A 23,820-nucleotide genomic window follows, 5' to 3' on the forward strand; every position below is an offset into this window, starting at 1 on the left:
ATGTCTGTTCATGTTGCCATCACTCGTAGCGTGCGCCCCGGCTGCGAGGCTGAGTTTCAGCAGGCGCTCACGGAATTTTTTCAAAGTTCGTTCAGCCACGGTGGTGTGATCGGTGCCAGCCTGCTGCTGCCTCCGCCGGGTTCGGACTCGCGTGAGCACGGCATCTTGCGCACCTTTGCCAGCGAGGCGGAGCGGGACGCCTTCTACGCATCTCCGGAATTTCAGCAGTGGGAAAAGCGCGCGCAAACACTCACCGAGGGCGAGGCTCAGTATCGTGAATTGCATGGCCTTGAGGCCTGGTTCCGCGAGCCGGGTTCGCCCAAGCCTCCCCGCTGGAAGATGGCCGTGGCCACTCTGGCAGGCGTGTATCCCACCAGCTTGTTGTTAGGTGCTTTGGTCATTCCGAATCTGCATAGTCTGCCGCATCCGGTCGCCTCATTGATTGTCGGCGCGTGCATGGTCACCATGCTCACCTGGGTCGTGATGCCGCTGGTCACGAAGCTGCTGCATCGCTGGCTGCATTCCAACGTTTGATTCACGTCCGCATTTATGAGCAACCCCTTGCGACATCTTCTGGCTCTGATGGTGTCGTTCTCAGGGGCGGCCAATGCGGCTGACGATCCCTGGGATCGGGTGCCGCCGCCTGCCGAGTCGCTTTTCAAAGCGCACGTTGATCTGGATGAAGCTGGGCAGAGCAGGCTCAGCTTCGGTGGCCATGCGCGCTCGATGTTTGAGTATTATCGGAACCGGGACTTCGGGTTCGCGCCGATCCGTGATGACGCCTGGGTGCACCATCGTGTGCAGGTCTTCGGTGTCTGGCAGGAGGGCGATGACTTCAAGCTGATGACCGAACTGACCTGGGGCGAGATGCAAGGCATGCGCAATGAGCAGTCTCCACCTGACGAAGATCAGCTGGATCTGCTGCAGCTCTATGCGCAGGCTCGCCTGGAGCTCGGTGCGCGCTCATCTCTCGTGCTTCGGGCAGGTCGGCAGACTCTCTACTATGGTTCGGGCAGGCTTCTCGCGCACCGCGAAGGTGCGAACCAACGGCTGGTGCATGATGCCTTGCGTCTCTCCTGGCGGATGCCGGATTGGAACGTGGACGCCATCCTGGCTTCGCCGGTCCGCATTGGTCCGGGGGAGTTCGACAATGCCTCGTATTTTCAGCGAACGCTACTTTGGGGCCTCTATGCCACGGGACCCTCGGTCTTCGGCGAGGGGCATGGCATGGATATCTACTATCTGGGCCGTCGCCTCGATAGCTCGCCGCTGAGTGATGGGCAGCAGGAGATCCGTCACACCTTCGGCACACGCCTTTTTGGCAAGGAAGGGCCGTGGAGTTATAACCACGAGTTCATTCTGCAGACGGGTGACGTGGCGGACCGGGACATCCTGGCCGGAGCGGTGAGCCTGGGGCTGGGGCACACCTGGAAAGACCAGCTTTTCCAACCAACACTCGGTTTCCGCGGTGACCTGATCTCCGGCGGGCAGGGAAGTGGTGAGATCAATACCTTCGACCCCTTGTTTCAGGCTAACAATTATTTCAACGAGGGCGGCTTCGTCTCGCCCTCGAATCTCTACAATCTCAATCCTCGCCTCAGTCTTCAGCTCACGAAAAGCCTGAGCCTGGATCTCGGAGTGAACTTCCTGTGGCGGTTTGATACCGGGGATGCTGTCTACACACCGCCCTTCAATGCCGTGGCTGGTGCTGCGCCGAATGGCGAGCGCTATCTGGGCACAGCCTACAATGCGGCGCTGGCCTGGGACCCGCATTCATCGTTTGATCTTTCCATCGGATTCACCCACCACGAAGCAGGCCCCTCGCTCACGAGCGTCGGTGGCCGGAGCGTGGACTATTTGCAAATCGCTGCTCGCATCGAATTTTAACCTCAACTCACCTTATCCCATGTCACTCGAAACCACTCAGAAGGCAGACTTGATCCTCTACAATGGCCGCATCAGTACGCTGGACCCTGATTACCCGGAGGCTGGAAACATCGCCATCGCAGGTGGTCGCATCATCGCGGTCGATGAGGGTGAGGAGTATGCGGACATCACCACGCCGCAGACGAAGCGCATCGATCTGAAAGGCCGTCGCGTGGTGCCGGGTCTCTATGATTCGCACCTGCATGTCATTCGCGGCGGTCTGAACTACAATCTGGAGCTGCGCTGGGATGGCGTGACTTCTCTGAGTGATGCCCTGGCACTGCTGAAGATCCAGGCGGATCGCACACCCGCACCACAGTGGGTTCGTGTGGTCGGTGGCTGGAACGAATTTCAGTTCAAAGAAAGGCGCCTGCCGACACTGGATGAACTCAACGCAGCAGCTCCTGACACGCCGGTCTTCATCCTGCATCTCTACTGCCAGGCCATGCTGAACCGCGCCGCGCTTAAGGCCGTGGGTTATGACAAGAACACGCCAAACCCGCCTGGAGGCGAGATCCAGCGTGACAAGAATGGCGAGCCCACCGGACTTCTCATTGCCAAACCGAACGCGCTCATTCTTTACGCAACGCTCGCCAAAGGTCCCAAGCTGCCCATCGAGTATCAGTACAACTCCACCCGCCAGTTCATGCGCGAGCTGAACCGGCTTGGCCTAACCAGCGTTTGTGATGCGGGTGGCGGCTTTCAGAACTACCCGGATGACTACGAGGTCATCACCGAGCTGCACAAGCGCGGCGAGCTGACTCTGCGCATCGCCTACAATCTCTTCACGCAAAACAAAGGTGGGGAGAAAGGTGACTTTGAGCGCTGGATCGGCATGACCAAGCCGGACACGGGGGATGACTATTATCGGGTGAATGGAGCAGGCGAGATGCTGGTCTTCAGCGCGGCGGATTTTGAGGACTTCCTGGAACCTCGTCCTGATCTGCCTGCCACGTTGGAGACGGAGTTGAAAGACGTCGTCACCCTGCTCGCGGAGAACCGTTGGCCTTTCCGTTTGCACGCCACCTATGACGAGAGCATCACACGCTTCCTAAATGTCTTTGAGGAGGTCAACCGTCATGCGCCGCTCGAAGGCCTGCATTGGTTCCTTGATCACTGCGAGACCATCAGTGACCGCAATATTGAGCGCTTGAAGGCTCTCGGCGGCGGCATCGCCATTCAGCATCGCATGGCCTTCCAGGGCGAGTATTTTGTCGATCGCTATGGCAAGGCAGCAGCGGAGCGCACCCCACCCGTGCGCCGCATGCTGGAGATGGGCGTGCCCGTCGGTGCGGGAACAGATGCCACACGCGTGGCGAACTACAATCCATGGAACTCGCTCTACTGGCTGGTCAGCGGCAAGACGGTCGGGGGTTTGAGCCTGTACACGGAGAAGAATCGTCTAAGCCGTAAAGAAGCTCTCGAACTCTACACCCATGGCAGCGCCTGGTTCAGCCGTGACGAAGAGAAAAAAGGCGTGCTCAAACCCGGCCAGCTAGCGGACCTCATCGTGCTCAGTGATGACTACTTCCAGGTGCCGGAGGAGGAGATCAAAGGGCTGCACAGCGTGCTGACCATCCTCGGCGGGAAGCCGGTGTATGCCGAGGCAGAGTTCAAAGAGCACTCGCCGCCTGACCTGCCCGTGACTCCGGACTGGAGTCCGGTGGCGAAGTTTGGGGGCTATGGCGCACCAGGATTTACCAAGGCGGAACGCAGCATCAGCTTTGCCCCCCACATCGCGCCGGTCATGAATCGCAGTGGTTCAACGATTCAGGCCACGCCGCTCCCGCAATTGTGGGGCAGTGGGTGCGACTGTTACGCCTTCTAATGGACCGGAGCACGTTCGTGCAGCTTTTTCGGGTGACAGACGGAAAGAGATCAAATTAGAATCGTCGGAATGGATAGTCTCCCGGTGATACCCTCGTGCGTATTGCTGGGGTCTTAATTCGGTCGTCTTCTTCAGCTCCCACCCTAGATCAAACCTATGACAACAGAAGCCAAGTGCCCCTTCCATCAAACCGCCGGCGGCGGAACCACAAACCGAGACTGGTGGCCGAATCAGTTGCGTGTTGACCTTCTTAACCAGCATTCGTCGAAGTCGAACCCCATGGGTTGCGAATTCAACTATGCGGAGGAGTTCAAGAGCCTGGATCTCGCCGCCGTGAAGAAGGATCTCGCGGCACTGATGACCGACTCGCAGGACTGGTGGCCCGCTGACTTCGGACACTATGGTCCGCTGTTTGTCCGCATGGCCTGGCACAGCGCGGGCACCTATCGCACGGGTGATGGTCGTGGCGGCGGTGGTCGTGGACAGCAGCGCTTTGCTCCCCTGAACAGCTGGCCGGACAACGTGAGTCTGGACAAGGCGCGCCGCCTGCTCTGGCCGATCAAGCAGAAGTATGGCCGCAAACTCTCCTGGGCTGATTTGATGATCCTCACGGGCAACGTGGCGCTTGAGACCATGGGCTTCAAAACTTTTGGTTTCGCCGGTGGTCGTGAAGATACCTGGGAGCCTGACAATGATGTCTACTGGGGCCGCGAAACAACCTGGCTGGGTGGTGATGTGCGCTATGCGCACGGCTCCCCCGGTGTGGAAGGCGACTCTGTGCTTGTCTCTGATGACAGCGCTGACGGTAAGGTCCACAGCCGCAATCTGGAGAACCCGCTGGCCGCTGTGCAGATGGGCCTGATCTACGTCAATCCTGAAGGCCCGGACGGCAATCCTGATCCGATCAAATCGGCCCATGACATTCGCGATACCTTTGGCCGTATGGCCATGAATGATGAGGAGACCGTGGCGCTGATCGCTGGTGGTCATACTTTTGGTAAGACTCACGGCGCGGGACCTTCATCGAATGTCTCCCATGATCCTGAGGCCGCAGGCCTGGAGGAGCAGGGCTTCGGTTGGAAGAACAGTTTTGGTTCCGGCAAAGGCGCCGACACTATCACCAGCGGTCTCGAAGTCACCTGGACCACCACGCCGACGCAGTGGGGCAATGGCTTCTTTGAAAACCTTTTTGGTTATGAGTGGGAGCTCACCAAGAGCCCCGCAGGTGCCCAGCAGTGGAAGCCGAAAGGCGATGCCGGCGCTGGCACCGTGCCGCATGCGCATGATGCTTCGAAGAAGATCGCGCCATCCATGCTCACCACGGACCTCGCGCTGCGCTTTGATCCCGCGTATGAGAAGATCTCTCGCCGTTTCCTGGAGAATCCCGACCAGTTCGCGGATGCCTTCGCTCGTGCTTGGTTCAAGCTGACTCATCGCGACATGGGGCCTCGTGCCCGCTACCTCGGTGCTGAAGTTCCCGCAGAAGAACTGATCTGGCAGGACCCTATTCCTGCCGTCGATCATCCGTTGGTCAACCCGGAGGAGGTCTCTGCGCTGAAGAGCAAAGTGCTGGCTTCGGGCCTGAGCGTTTCCGAACTCGTCTCCACCGCCTGGGCTTCGGCCTCCACCTTCCGTGGCTCTGACAAGCGTGGCGGCGCCAATGGTGCCCGCGTTCGCCTGGCTCCGCAGAAAGACTGGGAAGTGAACCAGCCTGCGCAGCTCGCCAAGGTGCTGAAAGTGCTGGAAGGCATCCAGGCTGACTTCAACAAGTCTGCCGCCGGTGGCAAGAAAGTGTCCCTCGCGGATCTAATCGTCCTGGCAGGTGGTGCCGGTGTGGAGCAGGCCGCGAAGAACGCTGGCAAGTCCATCACGGTGCCTTTCACTCCAGGCCGCATGGATGCCTCCGCTGAGCAGACGGATGCTGAATCTTTCGAGGCGCTCGAGCCGGTGGCCGATGGCTTCCGCAACTACCTCAAAGGCAAATACAGCGTACCTGCGGAAGCTCTGCTGATCGACCGTGCGCAACTGCTCACCCTCACTCCGCCGGAACTGACGGTGCTTGTCGGTGGCCTGCGTGTGCTGAATGTCGGTGGTGCCAAGCATGGCGTGCTCACCTCGAAACCTGAGGCTCTGACCAATGACTTCTTCGTGAACCTGCTCGACATGGGCACGGAGTGGAAATCGGTCTCGCCATGCGGCAATGCCTTCGCCGGCATCGACCGCAAATCAGGCCAGCCGAAGTGGAGTGGCACGCGTGCCGACCTCGTCTTCGGTTCGAACTCGGTGCTGCGTGCCGTGGCCGAGGTGTATGCCTGCTCCGATTCGCAAGATCAGTTCCTCCAGGACTTCGTCGCCGCCTGGACCAAGGTGATGAACCTGGACCGCTTCGATCTGGTGTAACCTTCAAGGTCAGACCTGAAAGCTCAAAATCACGCCCCGGACCTCATGCAGGTCCGGGGCGTTTTTATTGAGGAGAGTGCTCTCCGAAAAAATAATTTCCGAAAGTTGTCCTCCGGCCGCGATCCCGTTCGTCGTGATGTTGAACCCCCAACACCAAACCTATGAAAACCGATACCCATACCATCTGCCTCCATCGCGTCCTGCGTGCCAAGCCTGAGCGTGTTTACCGCGCCTTTCTGGATGCCGATGCCAAGTGCAAGTGGCTGCCTCCCTTTGGATTCACCGCCAAGGTGCATCACATCGATGCCCGCGTGGGCGGCACCTACCGCATGTCCTTCACGAACTTCACCACGGGTTCCAGCCACTACTTCGGCGGCACTTATACCGAGCTCACACCGAATGAGCGAATCCGCTACACAGACAAGTTCGAGGACGCGAACCTGCCCGGCGAGATGCATGTCACGGTGGAGTTGAAGGAAGTCTTCTGCGGCACTGAGATCAAGGTCACGCAGGAAGGCGTGCCTTCCATCATCCCAGAGCACGGCTGCTATATGGGCTGGCAGGAATCACTCATCCAGCTCGCGCAGCTCGTTGATCCTGAGATTCCGGACGGCATGTGAGTGCTTGGCAGGACTGGGGCGCGCTGCGGCAAACTCTCGTCGTTGTTGTCGAGCTTCGCGTTGGCATTACCTGCGCTGAGCGATAGCATGCGCGCCCCTTTTCATGCCTGCCCCTACCGCGCTCCCCATCTGGAAGATCCACGCTGACATCCTGCGCACGCTGCAGGTGGGCAATCGTCTGGTGCTCGTGGCTCCCACGGGCTCTGGCAAAACCACCCAGGTGCCGCAGATGCTTCTCGATGGAGGAATCGCGGGTGATAAAATGATCGTGGTGCTGCAACCTCGCCGCGTCGCCGCTCGCACGGTGGCCACGCGTGTGGCCTGGGAGCGTGAGAGCAAGCTCGGTGCCGAGGTGGGCTATCAGATCCGGTTTGATGACCACACCAGTGTAGGCACGCGCATCTGCTTTGTGACAGAAGGCATTCTGCTGCGCTGGCTGCAGGATGACTCGACGCTGGCCAACATCGGCGCGGTGGTCTTCGATGAGTTTCATGAGCGGAACTTGCTCAGCGATGTTGCCCTCGCGTTGGTGAAGAACCTGCAGCAAAGTCAGCGCCCGGATCTCGTCATGGTGGTCATGTCGGCCACACTCGATGCGGAGCCGGTGGCTGCCTATCTGAACTTGTGCCCGATCCTTGTCTCCGAAGGCCAGAGCTTTCCTGTTGAAGTCGAATACCTGTCTCATCCTGACTTACGTCCGCTCACGCTGCAGGCGGCGGAGGCGGTGGAGCGCATCATCCATGAACGTAACCCCGGCGATATTCTCGTCTTCATGCCCGGACGCGGCGAGATCAATGGCACTCTTGATGCACTGCGAGGCCTGAGAACTCAGGAGCGTGTGTCATGCATCCCCTTGCATGGAGAGCTCGAACCTCAAGAGCAAGACCGCGCCTTTGCGCCTAACTCTCTGCGCAAGGTCATCGTCGCCACCAACGTCGCCGAGACCAGCATCACCATTGATGGCATTCGTCACGTGGTGGACAGCGGTGTCGCGCGTGTGGCTCGCTATGATGCGGAGCGTGGCATCGGCACTCTCTTGCTTGAGCCCATCAGCCGGGCCAGTGCCGATCAGCGCAAAGGGCGTGCAGGCCGTACAGCACCCGGGACTTGTCATCGCTTGTGGACCGTGATCGGTCATAAAGACCGTGAGGCGCGTAACACGCCCGAGATCCAGCGCAGTGACCTCGCGGAGGTCGTCTTGCTGCTGCACTCGCTCGGCATCCGCGAAGCCGCGACGTTTGACTGGCTTGACAAGCCCGACCCGCAGGCTGTGGAGCGTGCCGAGCGCTTGCTCACCATGCTCGGAGCTTTGCATGAGGAGCAGGGGAATCTCACACCCATCGGCCGCCAGATGCTGCGCCTCCCGATGCATCCACGCTACTCACGCATGCTGATCGAGGCCAGCCAGAGAGGCTGTGTGCCTGACGCTGCTCTGTGCGCGGCCCTGGTCAGTGGACGTGACCTGCTCGCGCGTCTGGATCGTGATGATGCCCAAACCAAAAGTGCGCGTGAGATGTTTGAGGACAGTGAGGACTCTGACTTCATCACGCTCATGCGTGCCTATGACTTCGCCAAAGAGAACGGCTTCAGCTTCGAGCGCTGCCGCAGCTATGGCATCAATGCCCAGGTTGCCCGTCAGGTGGAGCAGACGTTTCAGCAGATCTTGAATGCAGCCCAGCAGCAGCGTCTGCATGACCGCGATGCTGCACCCGTGAGCGCAGCCAAGAATGAAGAAGCCTTGCGACGCTGCATCATGGCTGGCTTTGCGGATCAGCTCGCCAAACGGCGCGTGCCCGGCAGGCCTGAGTGCGACCTCACCGAGCACCGGCAAGGCCAGCTTGTTCGTGAGAGCGTGGTGCAGGCTGCCACCTTTTTGGTGGCCGCGAATCTGCGAGATGCGCCTTCTCGGGGTGCCAGTTCATTGACTCTGCTCAGTCTCGCCACCAGCGTGAAGCCTGAGTGGATCGCCGAGATGTTTCCGCAGCATCTGAGCACCACCATCGAGCACCTCTTTGATGCGCAGAACAAGCGTGTCGCCGCCGTGAAACTCGTGCGCTATCGAGATCTCGTCATTGAGCAGAAAGCGCAGCAGCGCGATCTCGATCCCATCGCCAGCGGTCGTTGCCTCGCTGAAGCTCATCGCGCTGGAGCCTTTGATCTTCCGCTCATGGATCATCGGCTGAAGCAGTTCATCGCCCGTGTGAATCTCGTCCACAGCACTTTGCCAGAACTGGAGTTTGCCGCTTTGGATGCAGATGCCATCACCGCCTGTCTCGCCCGTGCTTTCAAAGGACTCTCACTGGTCAAGGAAGCCCAGGCTGCGCCTCTCATGGCTGCGTTTCATCAACATCTGGCCTCCGGGCAGGTCAGCTGGCTGGATGAGCTGGTGCCACTCTCCATTCCGTGGACCGATGGCAGCACGGTGAAGCTCTCCTACGTGAACGAGTCGCCAGAAGTGCAGGTGAAGCTCTATGATTGCTTCGCGCTCAAAGAGCACCCCAGCCTCTGTGAAGGCCGCCTTCCGGTGCTTCTTAGCCTCTGCACTCCCGATGGCAAACGTCTGGCGACTATCAAGGATTGGCCTGCCTTCCTGACACGCGAGTGGCCGAAGCATCGCCAAGCTATCTCCAAGAAGTTCCCGGGCGTCTTGTGGCGTTAAACCGCGCTAATCTCACGAATGCGACGCTGGATGAAATCCTGCTCCGAAGGTGTGGTGGCCAGGTTTCCAGCTTGGCGGAAATGCGTGAGTGCCTCCGCTGTGCGGCCAAGCTCAGCTGCGAAGGCACCGCGGATGGCGTGGTAAAGATGATAGGCTTCCAGCGTGCTGCGATCCGTGATCTTGCTGATCTCCGCGAGGCCTTCTTTGGGGCCGTGCAGACGTGCCACAGCGACCGCGCGATTCAGCGCCGTGATCGGCGAGGGGCGGATCACCATCAACTGATCATAGAGCGAGAGAATGCGCTGCCAGTCGGTGCTGGCTTCATCTGGTGAGAGACAGTGGCAGGCGGCGATGCCGGCCTCCAGGTGGTAGTGACTGACATCATCGCCGATGCTGGCATTGGCGAGAGCCTGCAGTCCTTGGTGAATCAAGCGCTGATCCCACACGGCACGATTTTGCTCATGCAGACGCATGAGACGTCCCTCGCTGTCCGTGCGTGCGGCGAGGCGAGAAGCATTCAGACACATCAGGGCGAGCAGCGCAAACACGCGAGGCTGCCGGGTTGCCGAATGCGCGAGCAGCAGGTTCACAAGCCGGATGGCTTCGTGACATAAATCATGACGCACCAAGGTGGTGCCGCTGGAGGATTTGTAGCCTTCATTGAAAAGCAGGTAGATGGCTCCGAGCACACCTTCGAGCCTTTCCGGAAGCTCAGCCACTCCAGGCACGGTGAAGGGCAGCGCCAGTTCACGGATGAGCTGGCGCGCACGCACGAGGCGTTTCGAGATCGCAGCCTCGCTGGTGAGAAAGGAACTGCCGATCTCCGCCGCGCTCATGCCGCAGACGGTTCTCAGAGCGAGTGCTGTCTGCGCCTCCATGGAGAGCTGCGGATGGAAGCACACGAAGAGCATCCTCAACGTGTCATCCGCGATCTCATCGTCTGTCGGCATGGGAGAGTCTCCTGAAGACAGCCAGCGACCGGATTCAGCAGCGATGCTGGTTTCTTTCTCATTCCAGCGCTGCTCGCGGCGCAGCAAATCCAGAGCGAGATTCTTCGCAGTCTGCATGAGCCAGGCCCCGGGATTGTCAGGAATGCCACGATAAGGCCAGGTCTGCAGCGCCTTCACCATGGCCTCCTGCACCACGTCCTCCGCGAGTTGCAGGCGATGCGTCCCTAGCTGCGCCACCAGCGTCGCGATCAAGCGACCGCTTTCGCGTCTGAACAAGTCGTCGGTTAATCCGGCTGGGGAATCCGCATGCATACCTCATGATGAAGCATGAGGCGGATTTCCGTCAACTGGAAGAACTGTTCAAATTAACATGTGACACGTGGGCTGCTGTGCCAATTAATTAGTTAGGCTGCGGCTGCCTCTGTGTTAGCCTTGACGTCGGCCATGGGTCCGCAGACATCCGCCACGGGACGGACCTCGATCTGCACGCCATAAGCCAGCACCGGGCACTCCTGGGCTAGGCGCACCGCTTCGGCAGTGCTGTCCGTGGAGAGCAGGAAGTAGCCGGCGATGGCTTCCTTGGACTCAGCGAAGACTCCGTCCGTCACCACTGTGCCTCGGGCACCCGTGACGAGCTTGCCCTCTTCCATCAGAGGCTGGGCACCGCGCAGCAGGCCCTTGCTGCGAAGGCCATCGACCCAGGCGTAGAAGGCCGTCATTGCATTCTGCAGTTCAGCGGGGGACAGAGAGCTGCCCCAATGAGTGCCACGGATGAAGAGCAAATGTTCGCCGACAGGTTGTTGGTTGTTCATGACTGGGGTGTTTCGTTGGTGATGTCGTAGGCGGAGGCTCGCACGCCTTCCAGAGGCCGGATTTCATAACTGAGGCCGAGGGCAGCACATGGGTTCTGCGCTCCATATTCCGCCGCCTGCTTCAGGCTGGAGGCGATGATGAACCAATAGCCGCCGATGATCTCCTTGCCCTCAGCGAAGGCTGAATCGATGACGTAGCCGGTCTTCGAAGCCACGGCGCGCTCGGTGGTGAGGCGGCTGCCGTGTTTCATGCGGCCATGGGCCACGTGATCATTGATCCAGTCGTAAAACTTGGTGATCGCCGTTTCGATCTCTTCCTTGCTCGCGGTGCTGTCCCACTGTCCGCGGGACAGCACGAGGTATTCCTGAGTTTCCATGTCCTTGGATGTGTGCGGCAGGTTACGGAGCAGGCTTGGCAGCGACGAGCTGTGAGAGGCTTGCCAGTCCCTTTTCAAACTCAGGACCGCACATCTTCTCGCAGTCCATGACGAGGCTCATGAGTTTGCCGACGTAGTTGTTCTCACCAAACATCGCCCAGGTCACGACGGTCTTGTCGCCCTCAGGTTTGAGCGTGAACTCGACGGTGCTCACGCCTTCCATGGGCTTCTTCCAGTCCATGCGCTCGCGGACAAGTTCGTTAGGCTTGCTCTCCGTGATGGTGGCGGAGCCTTCGCCGGTCAGCTCGCCAGCCCAGCTGGAGACAGCGCCCACGCCGGCCTCTGGACCACTGTAGGTCATCTTGGCCTGTGGATCCATTTTGGCGAAGGGGTTCCACTCGTTGAACTTCTTGTGGTTGTTCACGTAGTCAAAGAGCACGGCAGGTGGTGCTGCAATGGCAAGACTGCGCTCCACACGGTAGTGCGGAGTCTTAAAAACCGGGATGACCAGCACCACAGCAAGGATGGCCACGAGGCCGAGAAGGATCTTTTTGATCATAATGTTAGGAGGGTGGAGTGTTGTTCTGGATTCAGGGGAAAGGTAATCAGGCTTCCGGAGGCATGGCGCTCATGTGGATGAGCTCCCATTGATGACCATCAGGGTCCGCAAAGCAATGCTGATACATGAATCCATAGTCTTTGGGGCCGGCATAGGAGGTGCCGCCATTGGCCATGGCCTTGGAGACAAGACCTTCCACTTCCTCGCGGCTTTCGCAGGAGAGGCAGTTCAGCACCTGGGTGGCCTTGCGGGTATCGCAGATCTCACGCGGGGTGAACTCGCGGAACTTGGCATGGGTCAGGGCCATCAGATGAATGTGCTCGCTGATCACGATGCACGCGGCAGTGTCGTCTGTGAAAGTGGGATTGTGGCTGAAGCCGAGCGCCTTCCAAAAGGCAAGGGTGCGCGGGAGGTCGGAGGTGGGCAGGTTGACAAAGATTTGAGTGTTCATCGGTTTTGAGGGGCTTGTTGTTTAAGTGGTTTGAACCACGCGGTTCAACAAGGCGACGAACGAGTTCCGGCCCGGAGGACAACATTCTGAAAAAAATTTTCAGAACCCTCCCATTTCCCTGGGCAGACAGGCCCAGAAAAGCCCGCCAAACCTAGCGCATACCGATGCTTTGGAGCCACTTCAGGGCATCCTCAGGCCAGACTTTGGCATCGCGCTCGCAGTGCAGACCATAGCCGTGGCCGCCAGTAGGGTAGAGCTTGAACTCGTGCCCGATCTTCGCGGCATTCAGCGCCTCATGATACACCTTGCTGCCGACGACGTGCGTCTTGTCGTCCTCGCTGTGGATGATGAGCGTGGGCGGGATGCTGACCTTCAGATTGAGGTCGGGTGAGACGCCGCCTTTCTTGTCATCGAGATAGGCAGGATAAACAAGGATCGCGAAATCAGGGCGGCAGCTCTGCTGGTCCACCGCATCGGTCGCAGGATAAGCACGGGCCTCAAACTGCGTGCTCGATTTGGCCGCCACATTGCCTCCGGCAGAGAAGCCGATGATGCCGACACGCTTCGGGTCAATTCCCCACTCGCTGGAATGCCCACGGGCAAGGCTGATCGCACGCTGCGCATCCTGGAGAGCACCCTCACGATTGTTCGGTGTGCGATACTTCAGCACCAGCGCGCTGATGCCGCTCTTGTTCAGCCACGTGGCGATTTCAGTGCCTTCCTTGTCGATCACGGTGTAGCTGTAACCACCGCCGGGGCAGACGATGATCACGGGCGCAGGTGTGTTGTCAGGACGCGTGGACTTGAACAAAGTCAGCGTGGGACGGCTGACATTGGTGATGCGGTGATAGCCGTCTTTGCGCGGCACCTCGGCTTCCGCCTCCTTCGCGCCTTTGCCCGGCATCTTGCCTTCAGGCCAGACGTCGACCACGGGTTCAGCGGCGAAGAGCGATGTGGTCGCCAGGAAGAGGAGGGGGAGTGCGCGGATCATGGATTTGGGATCTCTAGCGAGGATCAAAGTAATGACTCACTTCTTTTGGTGCAGGCGTAGAATCTTGGTGTAGGCGCCAAAATTTCGCCAGGCGGCTAGTGAGCCTGCCAGCGGGAGGGCGGCTATGAAAAATACCCCGGGGCCGCGAAGGAACTGGCTCATCAAACCCACGAGCACAAAGAAGATGAGAATCGCTGTGATCTGGATCAGGACGGAGGCAATGACCATCCAGAAGTTCCGGCGTGTCCAGGCCCAGAGCTCGGTGGTTGCCGCGGAGATGGTCGAGGTGATCATCACGAAATGATCCACAAACTCCGCGAACTGGCGGTCCGCGATGACGTACGTGAGGATCTGCACACCCATCATGCCGAAGCTGAGGTTGCGCATCATGAAGAGACATTTGGAACGCAGGCTCTCAAGCGAGGATTCAGTGGCTGTGCGATAGCCTTCATCCTGGGATGCTGTCCGTGTGGGACCGCCGCATTGCGGGCAGCGTCGTGGATTGGCGAGACTCTCCAACGTGTAAGTTTTGCGGCATGGGCTGCAACGTACAGTGGAAGCGGTGGCGGGAGTGCTGGTAGACATCGGGGCTACTCCTTGAGCTTGCTTAGTTGATTGGGAATAGGCAAGCCAAATACCATGAGGAATGCCTGACTGCCAGGCGCCAACTGTTCAACTCACAAGGCTGGTAGCTGTCGATCAGATGCCGATCATCATCTCTTTGATCTGCTTCGTGGCAATGCCAATCGGGCGGTCCAGAGGCACCCCGGCGCAGGCGAGCAGGGTGGTGAGCAAGTCGCCTTGGTTGCCCTTGACCTTGTCCAGGAAGCGGCCGGTATTCACGGTGCCGCCGCCTTTGCCTGCGACGATGAAGGGCAGGTTCTCGCGGCTGTGCTTGTTGCCATCTTCGAGGCCCGAACCCCACATCATGATGCAGTTGTCGAGCAGGGTGCCATCACCCTCGCGCAGGCTGGCCATCTTCTTCACCATGTACGCGAACTGGTCGATGTTGAATTTCGTGATCGCGGCGACCTTGCCGGACTTCGCGGCTTCATTGTTGTGATGCGTCTGTGAGTGATGCGTGTCGTTGAAGCCGAGCTCTGGATAGGACACACCATTCGGTGTGGATCCGATGTAGGTGCTCACGCGGGTGGTGTCGGTCTGGAAGGCCAGCACGTTCAGATCACACATGACCTGCATGTACTCGCTGCGCTTGTCGCCCTCAGGGATTTTGATCTCGATCGGCGGTGAATCGGAAGTGTTGCGTTTGCTGGAAGCGACGCCTGCTTTCTCCATCGCCGCTTCCTTCTGACGGTGCTCAATGGCCGCGATGCGGCGCTCTACGGCACGCACGCTGTCCAGATACTCGTCCAGCTTATGCTGGTCAGCCTGAGGCAGTCTCTTGCGCAGATCCTTGGCTCCGCCGATCACAAGGTCCAGCATCTGGCGGTCCAGCGGATCAGCCTGTGAGAGGCTGCCGGGTTTGTCAGACTTGCCGAACAAACGATTCAATACATTACGCGGGTTCGTCTCGGCGGGCACCGCCTGGGTCGGTGAGCGATAGCTGCAGTGCGAGTAGTAGCCTTCGTTCAGGCCTTCCTGGTTCTCCTTGTGCGTCTGCGGCATGGTGGCCAGCTCCAGCGAGGGCAGGGAAGTCATGCCGCCGATGTAATTCGCCACGATCTGGTCTGCGGAGATGGCGATGTTGATCTGGTTGCGTTTGTCCGCGTCCGGTAGCTGTGCGGTGAGCCAGGTGGAGAGCTCCAGTGCGTGGGGGGCTCCATTGAAAGGCGAGATGGGCACGCCCGAGATGCCTTTCACCAGCAGGCACTGGTTCAAGATGGGGCGCAGGGATTCCAGCGCAGGCGGCGGGGACTTCAGAAAGCTCTCCGGAGTCGCCGGCCAGAACTGGTCCATGATCACTCCGTGCGGCATGTACATGAAGCCGATGCGCACCGGTGGCTTCACGGTTTTGCCCTTGGCCAGATCTGCCCAGCCCATGGTCTCCAAAAGCGGCAGCGCGAGGGAGGCTCCCACGCCTTTCAGGCAGGCGCGGCGGTCGATGAGGAAGTTACTTCGCATTGGCGGTGGCAGTGGGTTGTTCTTGGATGCGATGATTGAGATAAGGATAGCTGGTGACGACCTCCGTGATGAGCGTCTGCATGCGATAACCATCCTTGGCGATGGTCTCCATCAGGCGGTCCACCACGATCTCATCATAGCCTTCGAGTTGCCGGCACAGGGCATAGGCCAGCAGTCTCTCTGTGAGATTACGCGCCACATCCGCCGTTCGTGCACTGAGGATGGTTTTGAGCTCTTTGGGCGATGAGAAGTGCTTTCCACCGGGGAGCTCGCCCGCAGCATCGATCTTGCCTCCAGTGTCGTCCTGGTCACGCCATTGGCCGATGGCATCAAAGTTCTCCAGCCCGAAGCCGATGGGGTCGAGGATCTTGTGGCAGTTCGCACAGACGGCATTCGTGCGGTGCAGTTCGGTGCGCTGGCGCAGCGTCAGATTGGCGACCTTCTTGCCATCCTGCTTCTCCAAAGTGGGCACGTTTGGCGGTGCGGGCGGCACACGCTCTCCCAGCACCTGCTCCAGCACCCAGACACCGCGCTTCACGGGGCTGGTGCGGTTTGGGAAAGAGGTGGTGGCCAAGATGCCTGCCATGCCGAGAATGCCGCCACGGTTTTTGTTCGTCAGCTTCACCTGCTGCATCTCGGAACCCGTGACGCTTTTTTCCATGCCATACAGCTTCGCCAGAGTGCCATTCAGGTAGGTGTAGTCACTGTCCACGAAGCCGATGACGCTGCGATTCTCCCGTACGATGCTGTCAAAGAACAGCCGTGCCTCGTCATACATGGCGGCACGCAGTTCCGCTGTCATCTGGGGGAACTTCGCGGGATCAAAAGTCTGGTTCTTCAGTTCGCCAACCCCCAGCCACTGCGCTCCGAAACCGTCAAAGAGCGCCCGTGAGCGGCGATCCGCCAAAAGACGCTTCACCTGGTCTTTCAACACCTCAGGCTCATGCAGCTTGCCTTGATCCGCGAGAGCTGAAAGCTCCGCGTCAGGCATCGTGGCCCACAGCAGATAGGACAAACGCGAGGCGATCTGGTAGTCATCGAGCGGAATGATGGCCTGACCAGCCTCCGCTGCTTTCGCTGGTGTGATGAAAAGGAACTGCGGAGACACGAGCACCGCCTTCAGCATGAGTCGAAGCGAGGCAGGGTAGGGGAGCTTGTTCTTCTGGGCCAGATCAAACACACCCACCAGCACCTCCAACTCGGCCTCGGAAGCCGGACGGCGATAAGCCTTGCGTGCCAGTGAGCTCGCGACCTTCCTGGCCTCTGCGCGCAGATCTGCTCCAGCCTCGGGATTCTTGCCGAACAAACGTTTCTGCAATTCTGTGGCAGGTCCATCTTTCGGGCCGAGAGTCTTGTTAAGTACTTCATTGGCAATGCCGAGATACTGCTCCGACTGCAGAGGCGACAGTGTGTTCATGTAGCCCTCGCCAAACACCTCGTCGGGGAGTTCCTCGGTGACCTTGGGATCCACGCCAAACAGATCGTGGAGCGTGTTTCCATACTCCATTTTGGTTAGGCGACGGATCACGAAGGGGCCGGGATCACGAGGACTGAGGAATTTGATCTTCGCCAGCGTGTCCAGGAAGTCCTGGCGCTCCTTGTCGGAAGGCTGGTCCGAGTCATCCGGCGGCATGTCGTGAGCATTCACGTTGGCTAGGGCCTGCGCCCACTTCTGGCTGAAGGCCGCATCTCCGGGCTTCTTGACGGCGACCTCGAAATTGAGCGCTCCCTTGGACCGGCGGTTGCCATGGCACTCCACGCAGTAGTCCTTCACAAACGGGGCCGCTTTCTCCCGGAAGGACTTGAGCGCATCCACGCGGAGTTCCTCCGCATTCTTGTCGTCAGCACTTTGGGCATGACCAGACAGGGGCAGGGTGCAGGTAATGCCAAAAAGGGCCATGGCCATCAGGCCGCTGCCAGTTGTTCCGGGGGATGTGATTTTATGCTTCAAACGGGGGGCTGTAGGCTACGGTAAACACCCCCTGGCTCTATCGGATTTGGCGCAGATGCGGTGGGGCAGGTCGCTCAGGGAGTAAACCTGCCCCAAAATCCCCGCTTACTTCTGAGTTCCCGAGCTCCGTAGCCATGCATCGAAGGGTGTGCTGCCCAAGATCGGATGCGCCCCTGGCGTGAGGCTTTGGTCATTCACGGGAGTGCCGAAGTAGCCGGCTTTTTCATCTGTGACGATGGTTCGGGAGTCCTGGGTGGCCTTTAGGTATTGGCCCACCAGATCATGAATGCGGATCGGCTCAGGTCCGGCCAGTTCTACAGTGCCATTTCGAGGGGCTGCAAGAGCGACATCCGCAAGTGCGGCCGCCACATCTGCCGAGGCAATGGGCTGCATCATCACCGTGGACAGGCGGACCGTCTGCCCATCCGTGCTGGCATGAGCAATGCTGCCGGTGAACTCGAAGAACTGCGTGGCACGCACAATGGTGTAGGGCACGGGCGAGGACTTGATCAATTGCTCCTGCGCCATCTTCGCGCGGAAGTAGCCGCTGGCGAGCAGGCGCTCGGTGCCCACCACGGAAAGGGCGATGTGATGCTTTACACCCGCTGCCGCTTCTGCCGCCAGCAGATTGCGGCCGGAGGTCTGGAAAAAGTGCATCACAGGCTCGTCGTCAAACGAGGGTGAATTGGCCACGTCCACGACCACGGCAGCGCCAGTCAAAGCTTCCGCAAGGCCCTCGCCCGTCAGGGTGTTCACGCCCGTGCTGGGGGCTGCGGCGAGCACCTCATGGCCGAGTGCGCTGAGCTTCTTTGCCACTTGTGATCCGATGAGTCCTGTGCCGCCGATAATAACGATTTTCATAGTCTTGATTTGGGTGTCCGATGTTGGGTGTCTGATGACGGCGGCAGCTTGTCCTCATCATCCCCGTCCGTGTAGCCACCAGATGTCGATAACAGTCATTCAAGATTTGCATGAGAGCCTTTGAAGACCTCACTCTGCTACGCGCCTTCACGGTCATTGTGGAATGTGGTAGCATCTCAGCGGCTGCAAAACGCCTGAGAGTCTCCCAGCCGACGCTGAGCCGGCAGCTGCGGACTCTCGAAGAGCTCTGCGGCACAGTCCTACTGCGGCGGGACACGCATCAGATGAGCGTGACCGAGACCGGCCAGCGCTTGCTGGCGGATGCCAGGACCATGCTCACTCATGCCGAGGAGGCCAATCGCAGGCTGCATGCGGATCACACCACGCTGAGCGGTCAGTTGCATGTGTTTGCCACCATGGACCTCGGGCAGTGGATCATCACACCTTTGGTTAGTCGGTTTTTGAAAGAGCACCCCAATGTCACTGCGACGCTGGCGCTAACGAATCGGCCTTTGCATGTTATTCAGGAGGGATGTGACGTGGGCATCATTCCGGGCAAGATCACGGACGAAAGTGTGATCGCCCGGCCCGCTGGCAAGATCACGCTGCAACTGGCCGCCTCGCGTGCCCTGGTGGAGGGCCGGCCTCCAGTCAAGACACTGGCGGATCTGCAAAACTGGCCCTGGGTTGCCCTGGCCGGATCCCAGTTCTGGAGTGCCACGGAGGTTACCATGTTTGATCGCAAAGGTATCGTCCAAACCTTGCGCACGTCACCCGTGCTGATCTCTGAAGGTGTTACCAGCATTCGCGAGGCAGTGCGGGCGGGAATTGGCGTGTCCCTGCTGCCTGACTGGTTGATTGAGAAAGAAATTGAGTCCGGTGAGTTGGTGACCGTTCTGCCTCGCCTGAAAGCCCAGGAACTACCCATTCATATCGTTTATCCCGGTCAGCGCATTTTGCCGGCCAGGGTGAGTGCCTTCATTGACTTCTCCGTCCGCTATCTGGCAGGCATCGAAAAGCTGAATCCCAGATAGGGCGGCAGATTTGGTCTTCCCTTCGGGCCCTGCGGTTCGTTAATCTCCCTGCTATGAACCGCCAAACCTCTGCCGACTTTGATCAGGAACTTCTCAACCTTTACGACGAGTATGTGCACGGCCGCGTGGACCGTCGCGCTTTTCTCGATCAAGCCTCGCGCTTCGCTGCCGGAGGTGTCACCGCCGCCGCGCTGCTGCAGATGCTGAGCCCCAACTACTCCCTGGCCCAGCAGGTGGCCAAGGATGATCCGCGCATTGAAGCCAGCTATGCGGAGTATGATTCACCGAAAGGCGCCGGAAAAATGCGCGGCCTCCTGGTGAAGCCTGCCAAGGCTTCTGGCAAGGTTCCGGGCATCATCGTCGTGCATGAGAACCGCGGCCTGAATCCTTATGTGGAGGATGTGGCTCGTCGACTCGGCGCGGCGGGTTTCGTGGCTTTTGCGCCGGATGCGCTTTTCCCGCTCGGTGGTTATCCAGGGAGTGATGACGAAGGCCGCACGCTCCAGGCCAAGCGCGATCCCGCGCAGATGACGGAGGACTTCGTTGCGGCCGCTGAATGGCTGAGCAAACATGCGTCCTGCAATGGCAAAATGGGCGTCGTCGGCTTCTGCTTTGGCGGTGGCATGTCAAACACGCTCGCGGTTCGTCTGCCTGATCTCATCCAGGCTGCCGTCCCGTTTTACGGTCGCCAGCCCGCTGCCGCGGATGTGCCGAAGATCAAAGGGGCTTTGCTCATCCACTACGCCGAGAACGATGCGAAGGTAAACGAGGGCTGGCCTGCCTATGAAGCAGCACTCAAAGAGAACAAGATCCGCTACACCGCCTACACCTATCCTGGCACCAACCACGGCTTCCACAATGACACGACTCCGCGTTATGATGAAGCCGCTGCCAAGCTGGCCTGGGAGCGGACACTGACCTTCTTCAACGAGACGCTGGGCAAGCCTGCCTAACTTATTTTGCTACTTGGTCACCGGCTCCTTCGCCGCGAAGGGGCCGAGCTCTTCAATCTTGTTCTTCTCGTAGGTGACCCCCGAACTGCGGGTGATCCACACAACCTTGTCCCTGGGGATGCCGAAGCTCGCGCCTGTCTCAGGCGGGGCTTCCTGCAGCGGCTTCACAAAGCGATTGCCCCGCACCGTCAGTCCTTGCACTGAAGAGACGATGAGATGCGGACCCATACCGCCTTCCAAGATGTTGTTCTCGATCAGCACGTTCTTGGAAACGGGAGTGTCACGAAGTGAGCTGGAACTGCTGCTGGAGGTGAATGAAATGATGCCTGCCTGCGTGGACCAAGGAGCGGGGCAAAACCAGCCGCCGTTTTTGATGACATTCCGGCGCAGCACAAGGTCTTCAATACCTGCTGCTGCACCACTTGGCACTTCAGGGCAGATAACGAGTGCATGCGGTGTGTCGAGCACGTTGTCCTCCATGAGTCCACCAGCCTTGATCAGCACACGACCAGGGCTGTGCATGTGGTTGCGACGGAAAATGAAGCCATTGCCCATGCGGTCTGGGGAATAGACGCTGTCACCAGGCTTCAACTCTGCCGGATGATCCAAAGTCACGACAATGCATTGCGGACTCGCTTTCCAAGCATCCCACGTTTTGGCAGCTTCCAGCTTGGTCAGCACGTCTGGCGCGAGATCAGCCTTCTCTCTGCGCATCACTTGGCGTGTCACGATCTTCCATTCCGGTCCCTCCACGTTGGCGCGCAGGCGATCGCCAGTTTGCACACCGCTGGTGAACTCATCACGGCTGCTAAGTGCCAAGTGAGTTCCCTCGCACTTCACCACCAGGAAATCAGAGGACTGCACGCTCCATGAATCATCACCCGCATGGGTGATCTCGCAGTCCTCGATGAGCGGACCCTTGCGGATCGTCTTGCTTTGAAAGGCATCCCACGAACTGCTCAGCAGACGCTCTTCGGTAGCTCCGCTTGGCTTTGGACCTGGAACGATGCGGCAATGACGGAAGGTTGATCCGCCTTCACCATCGGCCTCCAGGATGCCCATGCCGGGAGCACTATGAACGGTGACATTCTCAAAGTGCATCTGCTCGCATTGATCGATGGAGATGGCATGCGGAGCACCTGCTTCCTGGCCGGTGCTGAGGGATGCCAGATCTCCTGGCTTCGCCGCTTTGCCGATTCCAGGAAGGCTGATGCGCACGACGTCTTCACCTACCATCTCCGCCTTCGTGCCCCAGAGAAATGGCATGCCCTTTTTACGAAAGCGAGTCTTCGCATCCACCACATCGATCCGTGAATAAGGCTTCCGCGGATAACCCGCATGGATCTTGATATCGATGGAGCCGCCGTCCTCGGTTGCGGCGACCACCTCTCCCTGCGTGAAGGGCAGGGGATCATAGTCGACAGTGAGTCCGCGCAGTGTCACGCCGGAGCAACGATGCAGGCTGATGGCACGCATGAGCTTCGTGCCCGTCAGTGTCACACCTTCAGCCACGATCTCGATGTCCTTCAAGCCGCTGAGCAGCCAGAGCTCACCTCCAGAGCCTAGGGGCTCCAACTGATAATTGCCCGGCGGTATGACGATGCGCTTCTCTCCGCGCCTCAGAGCTTCCCCAACGAGCGAGCGGAAGTCATCCGCCCGCAGCGATGAGAAGGCTAACAGGACACAGACGATGAAGCGCAGCATGGCCTAACGAATGAGATGCACCTTAGAAGCCGCTCACCACGTGCAGCAGCTCTACCTGGAAGATCAAATCACTGTTAGGTGGAATCTTGGCACCTGCTCCCTGGCTGCCGTAACCGAGACGGGCAGGAATGTGGATCATCCATTTGTCACCGGGCTTCATGCGTTGGAGTGCCTCCGTCCAGCCGGGAATCACCTGACCCACGCCAAAGGTGGCGGGCTGCCCGCGATCATAGGAGCTGTCAAAGACCGTACCGTCCGTCAGCGTGCCACGGTAGTGTACCATCACGGAGTCCAGGCGACCGGGGGACCGTCCGCCTTCAGGGCCAGAAGAGAGAACTTTGTAACGCAGCCCGCTGGCCGTCGTCGTGATGCCGTTGGCATCCACCGTCGCAGCTTGTGGCTGGGGTGTCTGTGCCAGCGCAGAGCTAGGCAGCGGCACAGCATCTGACGTGGAGGCGGCATCCTTCTTCTTCGGGGTGGAATCGCAGCTCGTCATGAGCAGCATCGCGGAAAGGCAGGCAGGATAGAGGGACTTCATGGTGAGGGCAGTGGGTGGACGGTCGGTTCGCTAGGCTTGGCTTACAGTGCCGGATTTGGGCGAGAAGCTTCACCCGCGCAACTGGCGATCCTCGCCTCCCCGTCCTTTTCCAGACCTGCCTTCAGTCAGTTTCTGCGTGTATGAGCGTGCACGGTTAGTGTAGTATTGCGCACCCCACCTATGCCCATTCATCTCTCCTCCACCTCTCGGCGAGCGTTCATGGCTCAGTTGGGTGGAGCAGTGGTTTGTGGCACCAATCTTTGTCTAGGTGCCGAGCATGCGTTCGATCCGAACAAGATCGCCATTCTCAACGACACGCACATTGGCGGTGCACATCCTGCCAACGCACCCATCCCCACACATCTGCGTGACACGGTGGCTTGGCTCTTGAGGCAGGATAGATATCCCGCTGCCGTCATCATCAATGGTGATCTTGCGTTAAGTGATGGACGGCCCGCTGACTACAAGCATCTGACTAGGCTTGTCGAACCGCTGCACCAAGCCGGCATTCCCATTCACCTCACGCTGGGCAATCACGATGACCGTGATGTCTTCTACAAAGTGCTGAAGGAGGAAAAACGGCCGGATGCAACGGTCGTGTCACGGCATGTCGGCATGGTTTCCTTGCCTCTGGCGAATTTGTTCCTGCTCGATTCCCTCAAAGCGCCCATGGTCGCGCAGGGATTGCTCGGCGCGGAGCAACTCGCCTGGCTAGGCCGCATGCTGGATGAGCATTTCGACAAGCCCGCTTTGATTCTGGCACATCACAACCCGCGTCTCGGTGACGATGAGAAGCATTTCCCGGGCGGGCTGGAGGATACCGAAGCTCTGTGGAACCTTCTGGCTTCAAGAACCCATGTGAAGGCCTATATCCACGGCCATATTCATCACCGCGACTATTCCCAGCATCGTGGAATTCATATCGTCAACACACCCGCGACCTCGTTTGTTCTGCGGCCTGAGGTGAGCACGACAGGCTGGACAATGGCCCAGCTCACGGAGAACGGCGCGGAGTTCATGACATTGACTCATTTGCGAGACCACCCTTGGGACGGTGCTGTCAGGAAGCTTGAGTGGCGATCTGCATAGAGCGGTCTGTGCTCCCGAAGTGTTCAGTAGCTCAT

21 protein-coding genes are annotated in these 23,820 nt (G+C 59.3%); 9 read left to right on the plus strand and 12 right to left on the minus strand.

The window, feature by feature from the left end:
- The 6 genes from BGE01nite_RS01630 (at position 1) to BGE01nite_RS01655 (ending at position 9,433) form a co-directional block, all read left to right on the plus strand.
- Positions 1-534 (plus strand): antibiotic biosynthesis monooxygenase, encoded by a 534-nt coding sequence (locus BGE01nite_RS01630; protein ID WP_146848521.1) that lies wholly within the window; start codon positions 1-3, stop codon positions 532-534.
- Between the two features lie 15 nt (positions 535-549).
- Complete coding sequence (locus BGE01nite_RS01635) at positions 550-1,887, plus strand: alginate export family protein (RefSeq protein ID WP_146848522.1); 1,338 nt, start codon at positions 550-552, stop codon at positions 1,885-1,887.
- Positions 1,888-1,906: 19 nt separating this feature from the next.
- Entirely contained in the window at positions 1,907-3,754 is a 1,848-nt protein-coding gene (locus BGE01nite_RS01640; RefSeq protein WP_146848523.1) for an amidohydrolase, read from the plus strand.
- A 156-nt stretch (positions 3,755-3,910) separates the two neighbouring features.
- Positions 3,911-6,154, plus strand: coding sequence for a catalase/peroxidase HPI (katG, locus tag BGE01nite_RS01645; protein ID WP_146848524.1), 2,244 nt, complete (start codon positions 3,911-3,913; stop codon positions 6,152-6,154).
- A gap of 161 nt (positions 6,155-6,315) precedes the next feature.
- Positions 6,316-6,774: an SRPBCC family protein gene (locus tag BGE01nite_RS01650; protein WP_146848525.1), complete on the plus strand. Its 459-nt coding sequence runs from the start codon at positions 6,316-6,318 to the stop codon at positions 6,772-6,774.
- 103 nt (positions 6,775-6,877) lie between these two features.
- Complete coding sequence (locus BGE01nite_RS01655) at positions 6,878-9,433, plus strand: ATP-dependent RNA helicase (protein WP_146848526.1); 2,556 nt, start codon at positions 6,878-6,880, stop codon at positions 9,431-9,433.
- Here the strand turns inward: BGE01nite_RS01655 and BGE01nite_RS01660 are convergent.
- From BGE01nite_RS01660 to BGE01nite_RS01705, 10 genes are all read right to left on the minus strand, one after another.
- On the minus strand, positions 9,430-10,659 hold the full coding sequence (locus BGE01nite_RS01660) for an RNA polymerase sigma factor (protein ID WP_218032872.1): 1,230 nt from the start codon (positions 10,657-10,659) through the stop codon (positions 9,430-9,432). The two genes, BGE01nite_RS01655 and BGE01nite_RS01660, sit on opposite strands and share 4 nt — an antisense overlap.
- 128 nt (positions 10,660-10,787) lie before the next feature.
- The gene (locus BGE01nite_RS01665) at positions 10,788-11,195 is read right to left on the minus strand and encodes a YciI family protein (RefSeq protein WP_146848528.1); all 408 of its coding nucleotides are present in this window, start codon (positions 11,193-11,195) and stop codon (positions 10,788-10,790) included.
- Positions 11,192-11,572 (minus strand): YciI family protein, encoded by a 381-nt coding sequence (locus BGE01nite_RS01670; RefSeq protein ID WP_146848529.1) that lies wholly within the window; start codon positions 11,570-11,572, stop codon positions 11,192-11,194. Before BGE01nite_RS01670 ends, BGE01nite_RS01665 begins: the two co-directional genes overlap by 4 nt.
- 22 nt (positions 11,573-11,594) lie before the next feature.
- Positions 11,595-12,131, minus strand: a complete 537-nt coding sequence (locus tag BGE01nite_RS01675) for an SRPBCC family protein (protein WP_146848530.1) — start codon at positions 12,129-12,131, stop codon at positions 11,595-11,597.
- 46 nt (positions 12,132-12,177) lie between these two features.
- A complete protein-coding gene (locus BGE01nite_RS01680; RefSeq protein WP_146848531.1) occupies positions 12,178-12,582 on the minus strand; it encodes a VOC family protein in 405 nt (134 codons plus the stop codon).
- A 151-nt stretch (positions 12,583-12,733) separates the two neighbouring features.
- On the minus strand, positions 12,734-13,573 hold the full coding sequence (locus BGE01nite_RS01685) for an alpha/beta hydrolase (protein ID WP_146848532.1): 840 nt from the start codon (positions 13,571-13,573) through the stop codon (positions 12,734-12,736).
- 36 nt (positions 13,574-13,609) lie between these two features.
- Positions 13,610-13,963 carry a hypothetical protein gene (locus tag BGE01nite_RS01690; protein ID WP_146848533.1) on the minus strand — a complete coding sequence of 118 codons (354 nt, stop codon included), beginning with the start codon at positions 13,961-13,963 and terminating at the stop codon, positions 13,610-13,612.
- 309 nt (positions 13,964-14,272) lie between these two features.
- Positions 14,273-15,655: a DUF1552 domain-containing protein gene (locus tag BGE01nite_RS01695; protein WP_146848534.1), complete on the minus strand. Its 1,383-nt coding sequence runs from the start codon at positions 15,653-15,655 to the stop codon at positions 14,273-14,275.
- On the minus strand, positions 15,645-17,561 hold the full coding sequence (locus BGE01nite_RS01700; protein WP_146848535.1) for a DUF1592 domain-containing protein: 1,917 nt from the start codon (positions 17,559-17,561) through the stop codon (positions 15,645-15,647). Before BGE01nite_RS01700 ends, BGE01nite_RS01695 begins: the two co-directional genes overlap by 11 nt.
- A 150-nt stretch (positions 17,562-17,711) precedes the next feature.
- Positions 17,712-18,467 (minus strand): SDR family oxidoreductase, encoded by a 756-nt coding sequence (locus tag BGE01nite_RS01705; protein WP_146848536.1) that lies wholly within the window; start codon positions 18,465-18,467, stop codon positions 17,712-17,714.
- Positions 18,468-18,577: 110 nt separating this feature from the next.
- On the opposite strand from BGE01nite_RS01705, the gene BGE01nite_RS01710 reads away from it, so the two are divergent.
- Both BGE01nite_RS01710 and BGE01nite_RS01715 read left to right on the plus strand, forming a co-directional pair.
- The gene (locus tag BGE01nite_RS01710; RefSeq protein WP_146848537.1) at positions 18,578-19,501 is read left to right on the plus strand and encodes a LysR family transcriptional regulator; all 924 of its coding nucleotides are present in this window, start codon (positions 18,578-18,580) and stop codon (positions 19,499-19,501) included.
- Positions 19,502-19,554: 53 nt separating this feature from the next.
- The gene (locus tag BGE01nite_RS01715; protein WP_146848538.1) at positions 19,555-20,454 is read left to right on the plus strand and encodes a dienelactone hydrolase family protein; all 900 of its coding nucleotides are present in this window, start codon (positions 19,555-19,557) and stop codon (positions 20,452-20,454) included.
- A gap of 9 nt (positions 20,455-20,463) precedes the next feature.
- Here BGE01nite_RS01715 and BGE01nite_RS01720 read toward each other — a convergent pair whose 3' ends face one another.
- Positions 20,464-22,158: a hypothetical protein gene (locus tag BGE01nite_RS01720; RefSeq protein ID WP_146848539.1), complete on the minus strand. Its 1,695-nt coding sequence runs from the start codon at positions 22,156-22,158 to the stop codon at positions 20,464-20,466.
- Positions 22,159-22,180: 22 nt separating this feature from the next.
- Positions 22,181-22,696 (minus strand): BamJ family beta-barrel-assembly machinery protein, encoded by a 516-nt coding sequence (bamJ, locus tag BGE01nite_RS01725; protein ID WP_146848540.1) that lies wholly within the window; start codon positions 22,694-22,696, stop codon positions 22,181-22,183.
- 180 nt (positions 22,697-22,876) lie between these two features.
- Here bamJ and BGE01nite_RS01730 point away from each other — a divergent pair, with 180 nt between their 5' ends.
- Entirely contained in the window at positions 22,877-23,785 is a 909-nt protein-coding gene (locus BGE01nite_RS01730) for a metallophosphoesterase family protein (protein WP_146848541.1), read from the plus strand.
- Positions 23,786-23,820 lie beyond the last annotated feature (35 nt).

It is taken from the genome of Prosthecobacter gellanilyticus, assembly GCF_007992435.1.
Taxonomy (GTDB): domain Bacteria; phylum Verrucomicrobiota; class Verrucomicrobiia; order Verrucomicrobiales; family Verrucomicrobiaceae; genus Prosthecobacter; species Prosthecobacter gellanilyticus.

Coding starts and splice junctions, on each gene's coding strand:
- BGE01nite_RS01715 (WP_146848538.1), top strand. CDS start 19,555: ATGAACCGCCAAACCTCTGCCGACTTTGATCAGGAACTTCTCAACCTT.
- BGE01nite_RS01670 (WP_146848529.1), bottom strand. CDS start 11,572: ATGGAAACTCAGGAATACCTCGTGCTGTCCCGCGGACAGTGGGACAGC.
- BGE01nite_RS01685 (WP_146848532.1), bottom strand. CDS start 13,573: ATGATCCGCGCACTCCCCCTCCTCTTCCTGGCGACCACATCGCTCTTC.
- BGE01nite_RS01710 (WP_146848537.1), top strand. CDS start 18,578: ATGAGAGCCTTTGAAGACCTCACTCTGCTACGCGCCTTCACGGTCATT.
- BGE01nite_RS01720 (WP_146848539.1), bottom strand. CDS start 22,158: ATGCTGCGCTTCATCGTCTGTGTCCTGTTAGCCTTCTCATCGCTGCGG.
- BGE01nite_RS01650 (WP_146848525.1), top strand. CDS start 6,316: ATGAAAACCGATACCCATACCATCTGCCTCCATCGCGTCCTGCGTGCC.
- BGE01nite_RS01680 (WP_146848531.1), bottom strand. CDS start 12,582: ATGAACACTCAAATCTTTGTCAACCTGCCCACCTCCGACCTCCCGCGC.
- BGE01nite_RS01665 (WP_146848528.1), bottom strand. CDS start 11,195: ATGAACAACCAACAACCTGTCGGCGAACATTTGCTCTTCATCCGTGGC.
- BGE01nite_RS01675 (WP_146848530.1), bottom strand. CDS start 12,131: ATGATCAAAAAGATCCTTCTCGGCCTCGTGGCCATCCTTGCTGTGGTG.
- BGE01nite_RS01705 (WP_146848536.1), bottom strand. CDS start 18,467: ATGAAAATCGTTATTATCGGCGGCACAGGACTCATCGGATCACAAGTG.
- katG (WP_146848524.1), top strand. CDS start 3,911: ATGACAACAGAAGCCAAGTGCCCCTTCCATCAAACCGCCGGCGGCGGA.
- BGE01nite_RS01690 (WP_146848533.1), bottom strand. CDS start 13,963: ATGATGCGCAACCTCAGCTTCGGCATGATGGGTGTGCAGATCCTCACG.
- BGE01nite_RS01730 (WP_146848541.1), top strand. CDS start 22,877: ATGCCCATTCATCTCTCCTCCACCTCTCGGCGAGCGTTCATGGCTCAG.
- BGE01nite_RS01655 (WP_146848526.1), top strand. CDS start 6,878: ATGCCTGCCCCTACCGCGCTCCCCATCTGGAAGATCCACGCTGACATC.
- BGE01nite_RS01630 (WP_146848521.1), top strand. CDS start 1: ATGTCTGTTCATGTTGCCATCACTCGTAGCGTGCGCCCCGGCTGCGAG.
- bamJ (WP_146848540.1), bottom strand. CDS start 22,696: ATGAAGTCCCTCTATCCTGCCTGCCTTTCCGCGATGCTGCTCATGACG.
- BGE01nite_RS01700 (WP_146848535.1), bottom strand. CDS start 17,561: ATGGCCATGGCCCTTTTTGGCATTACCTGCACCCTGCCCCTGTCTGGT.
- BGE01nite_RS01695 (WP_146848534.1), bottom strand. CDS start 15,655: ATGCGAAGTAACTTCCTCATCGACCGCCGCGCCTGCCTGAAAGGCGTG.
- BGE01nite_RS01635 (WP_146848522.1), top strand. CDS start 550: ATGAGCAACCCCTTGCGACATCTTCTGGCTCTGATGGTGTCGTTCTCA.
- BGE01nite_RS01640 (WP_146848523.1), top strand. CDS start 1,907: ATGTCACTCGAAACCACTCAGAAGGCAGACTTGATCCTCTACAATGGC.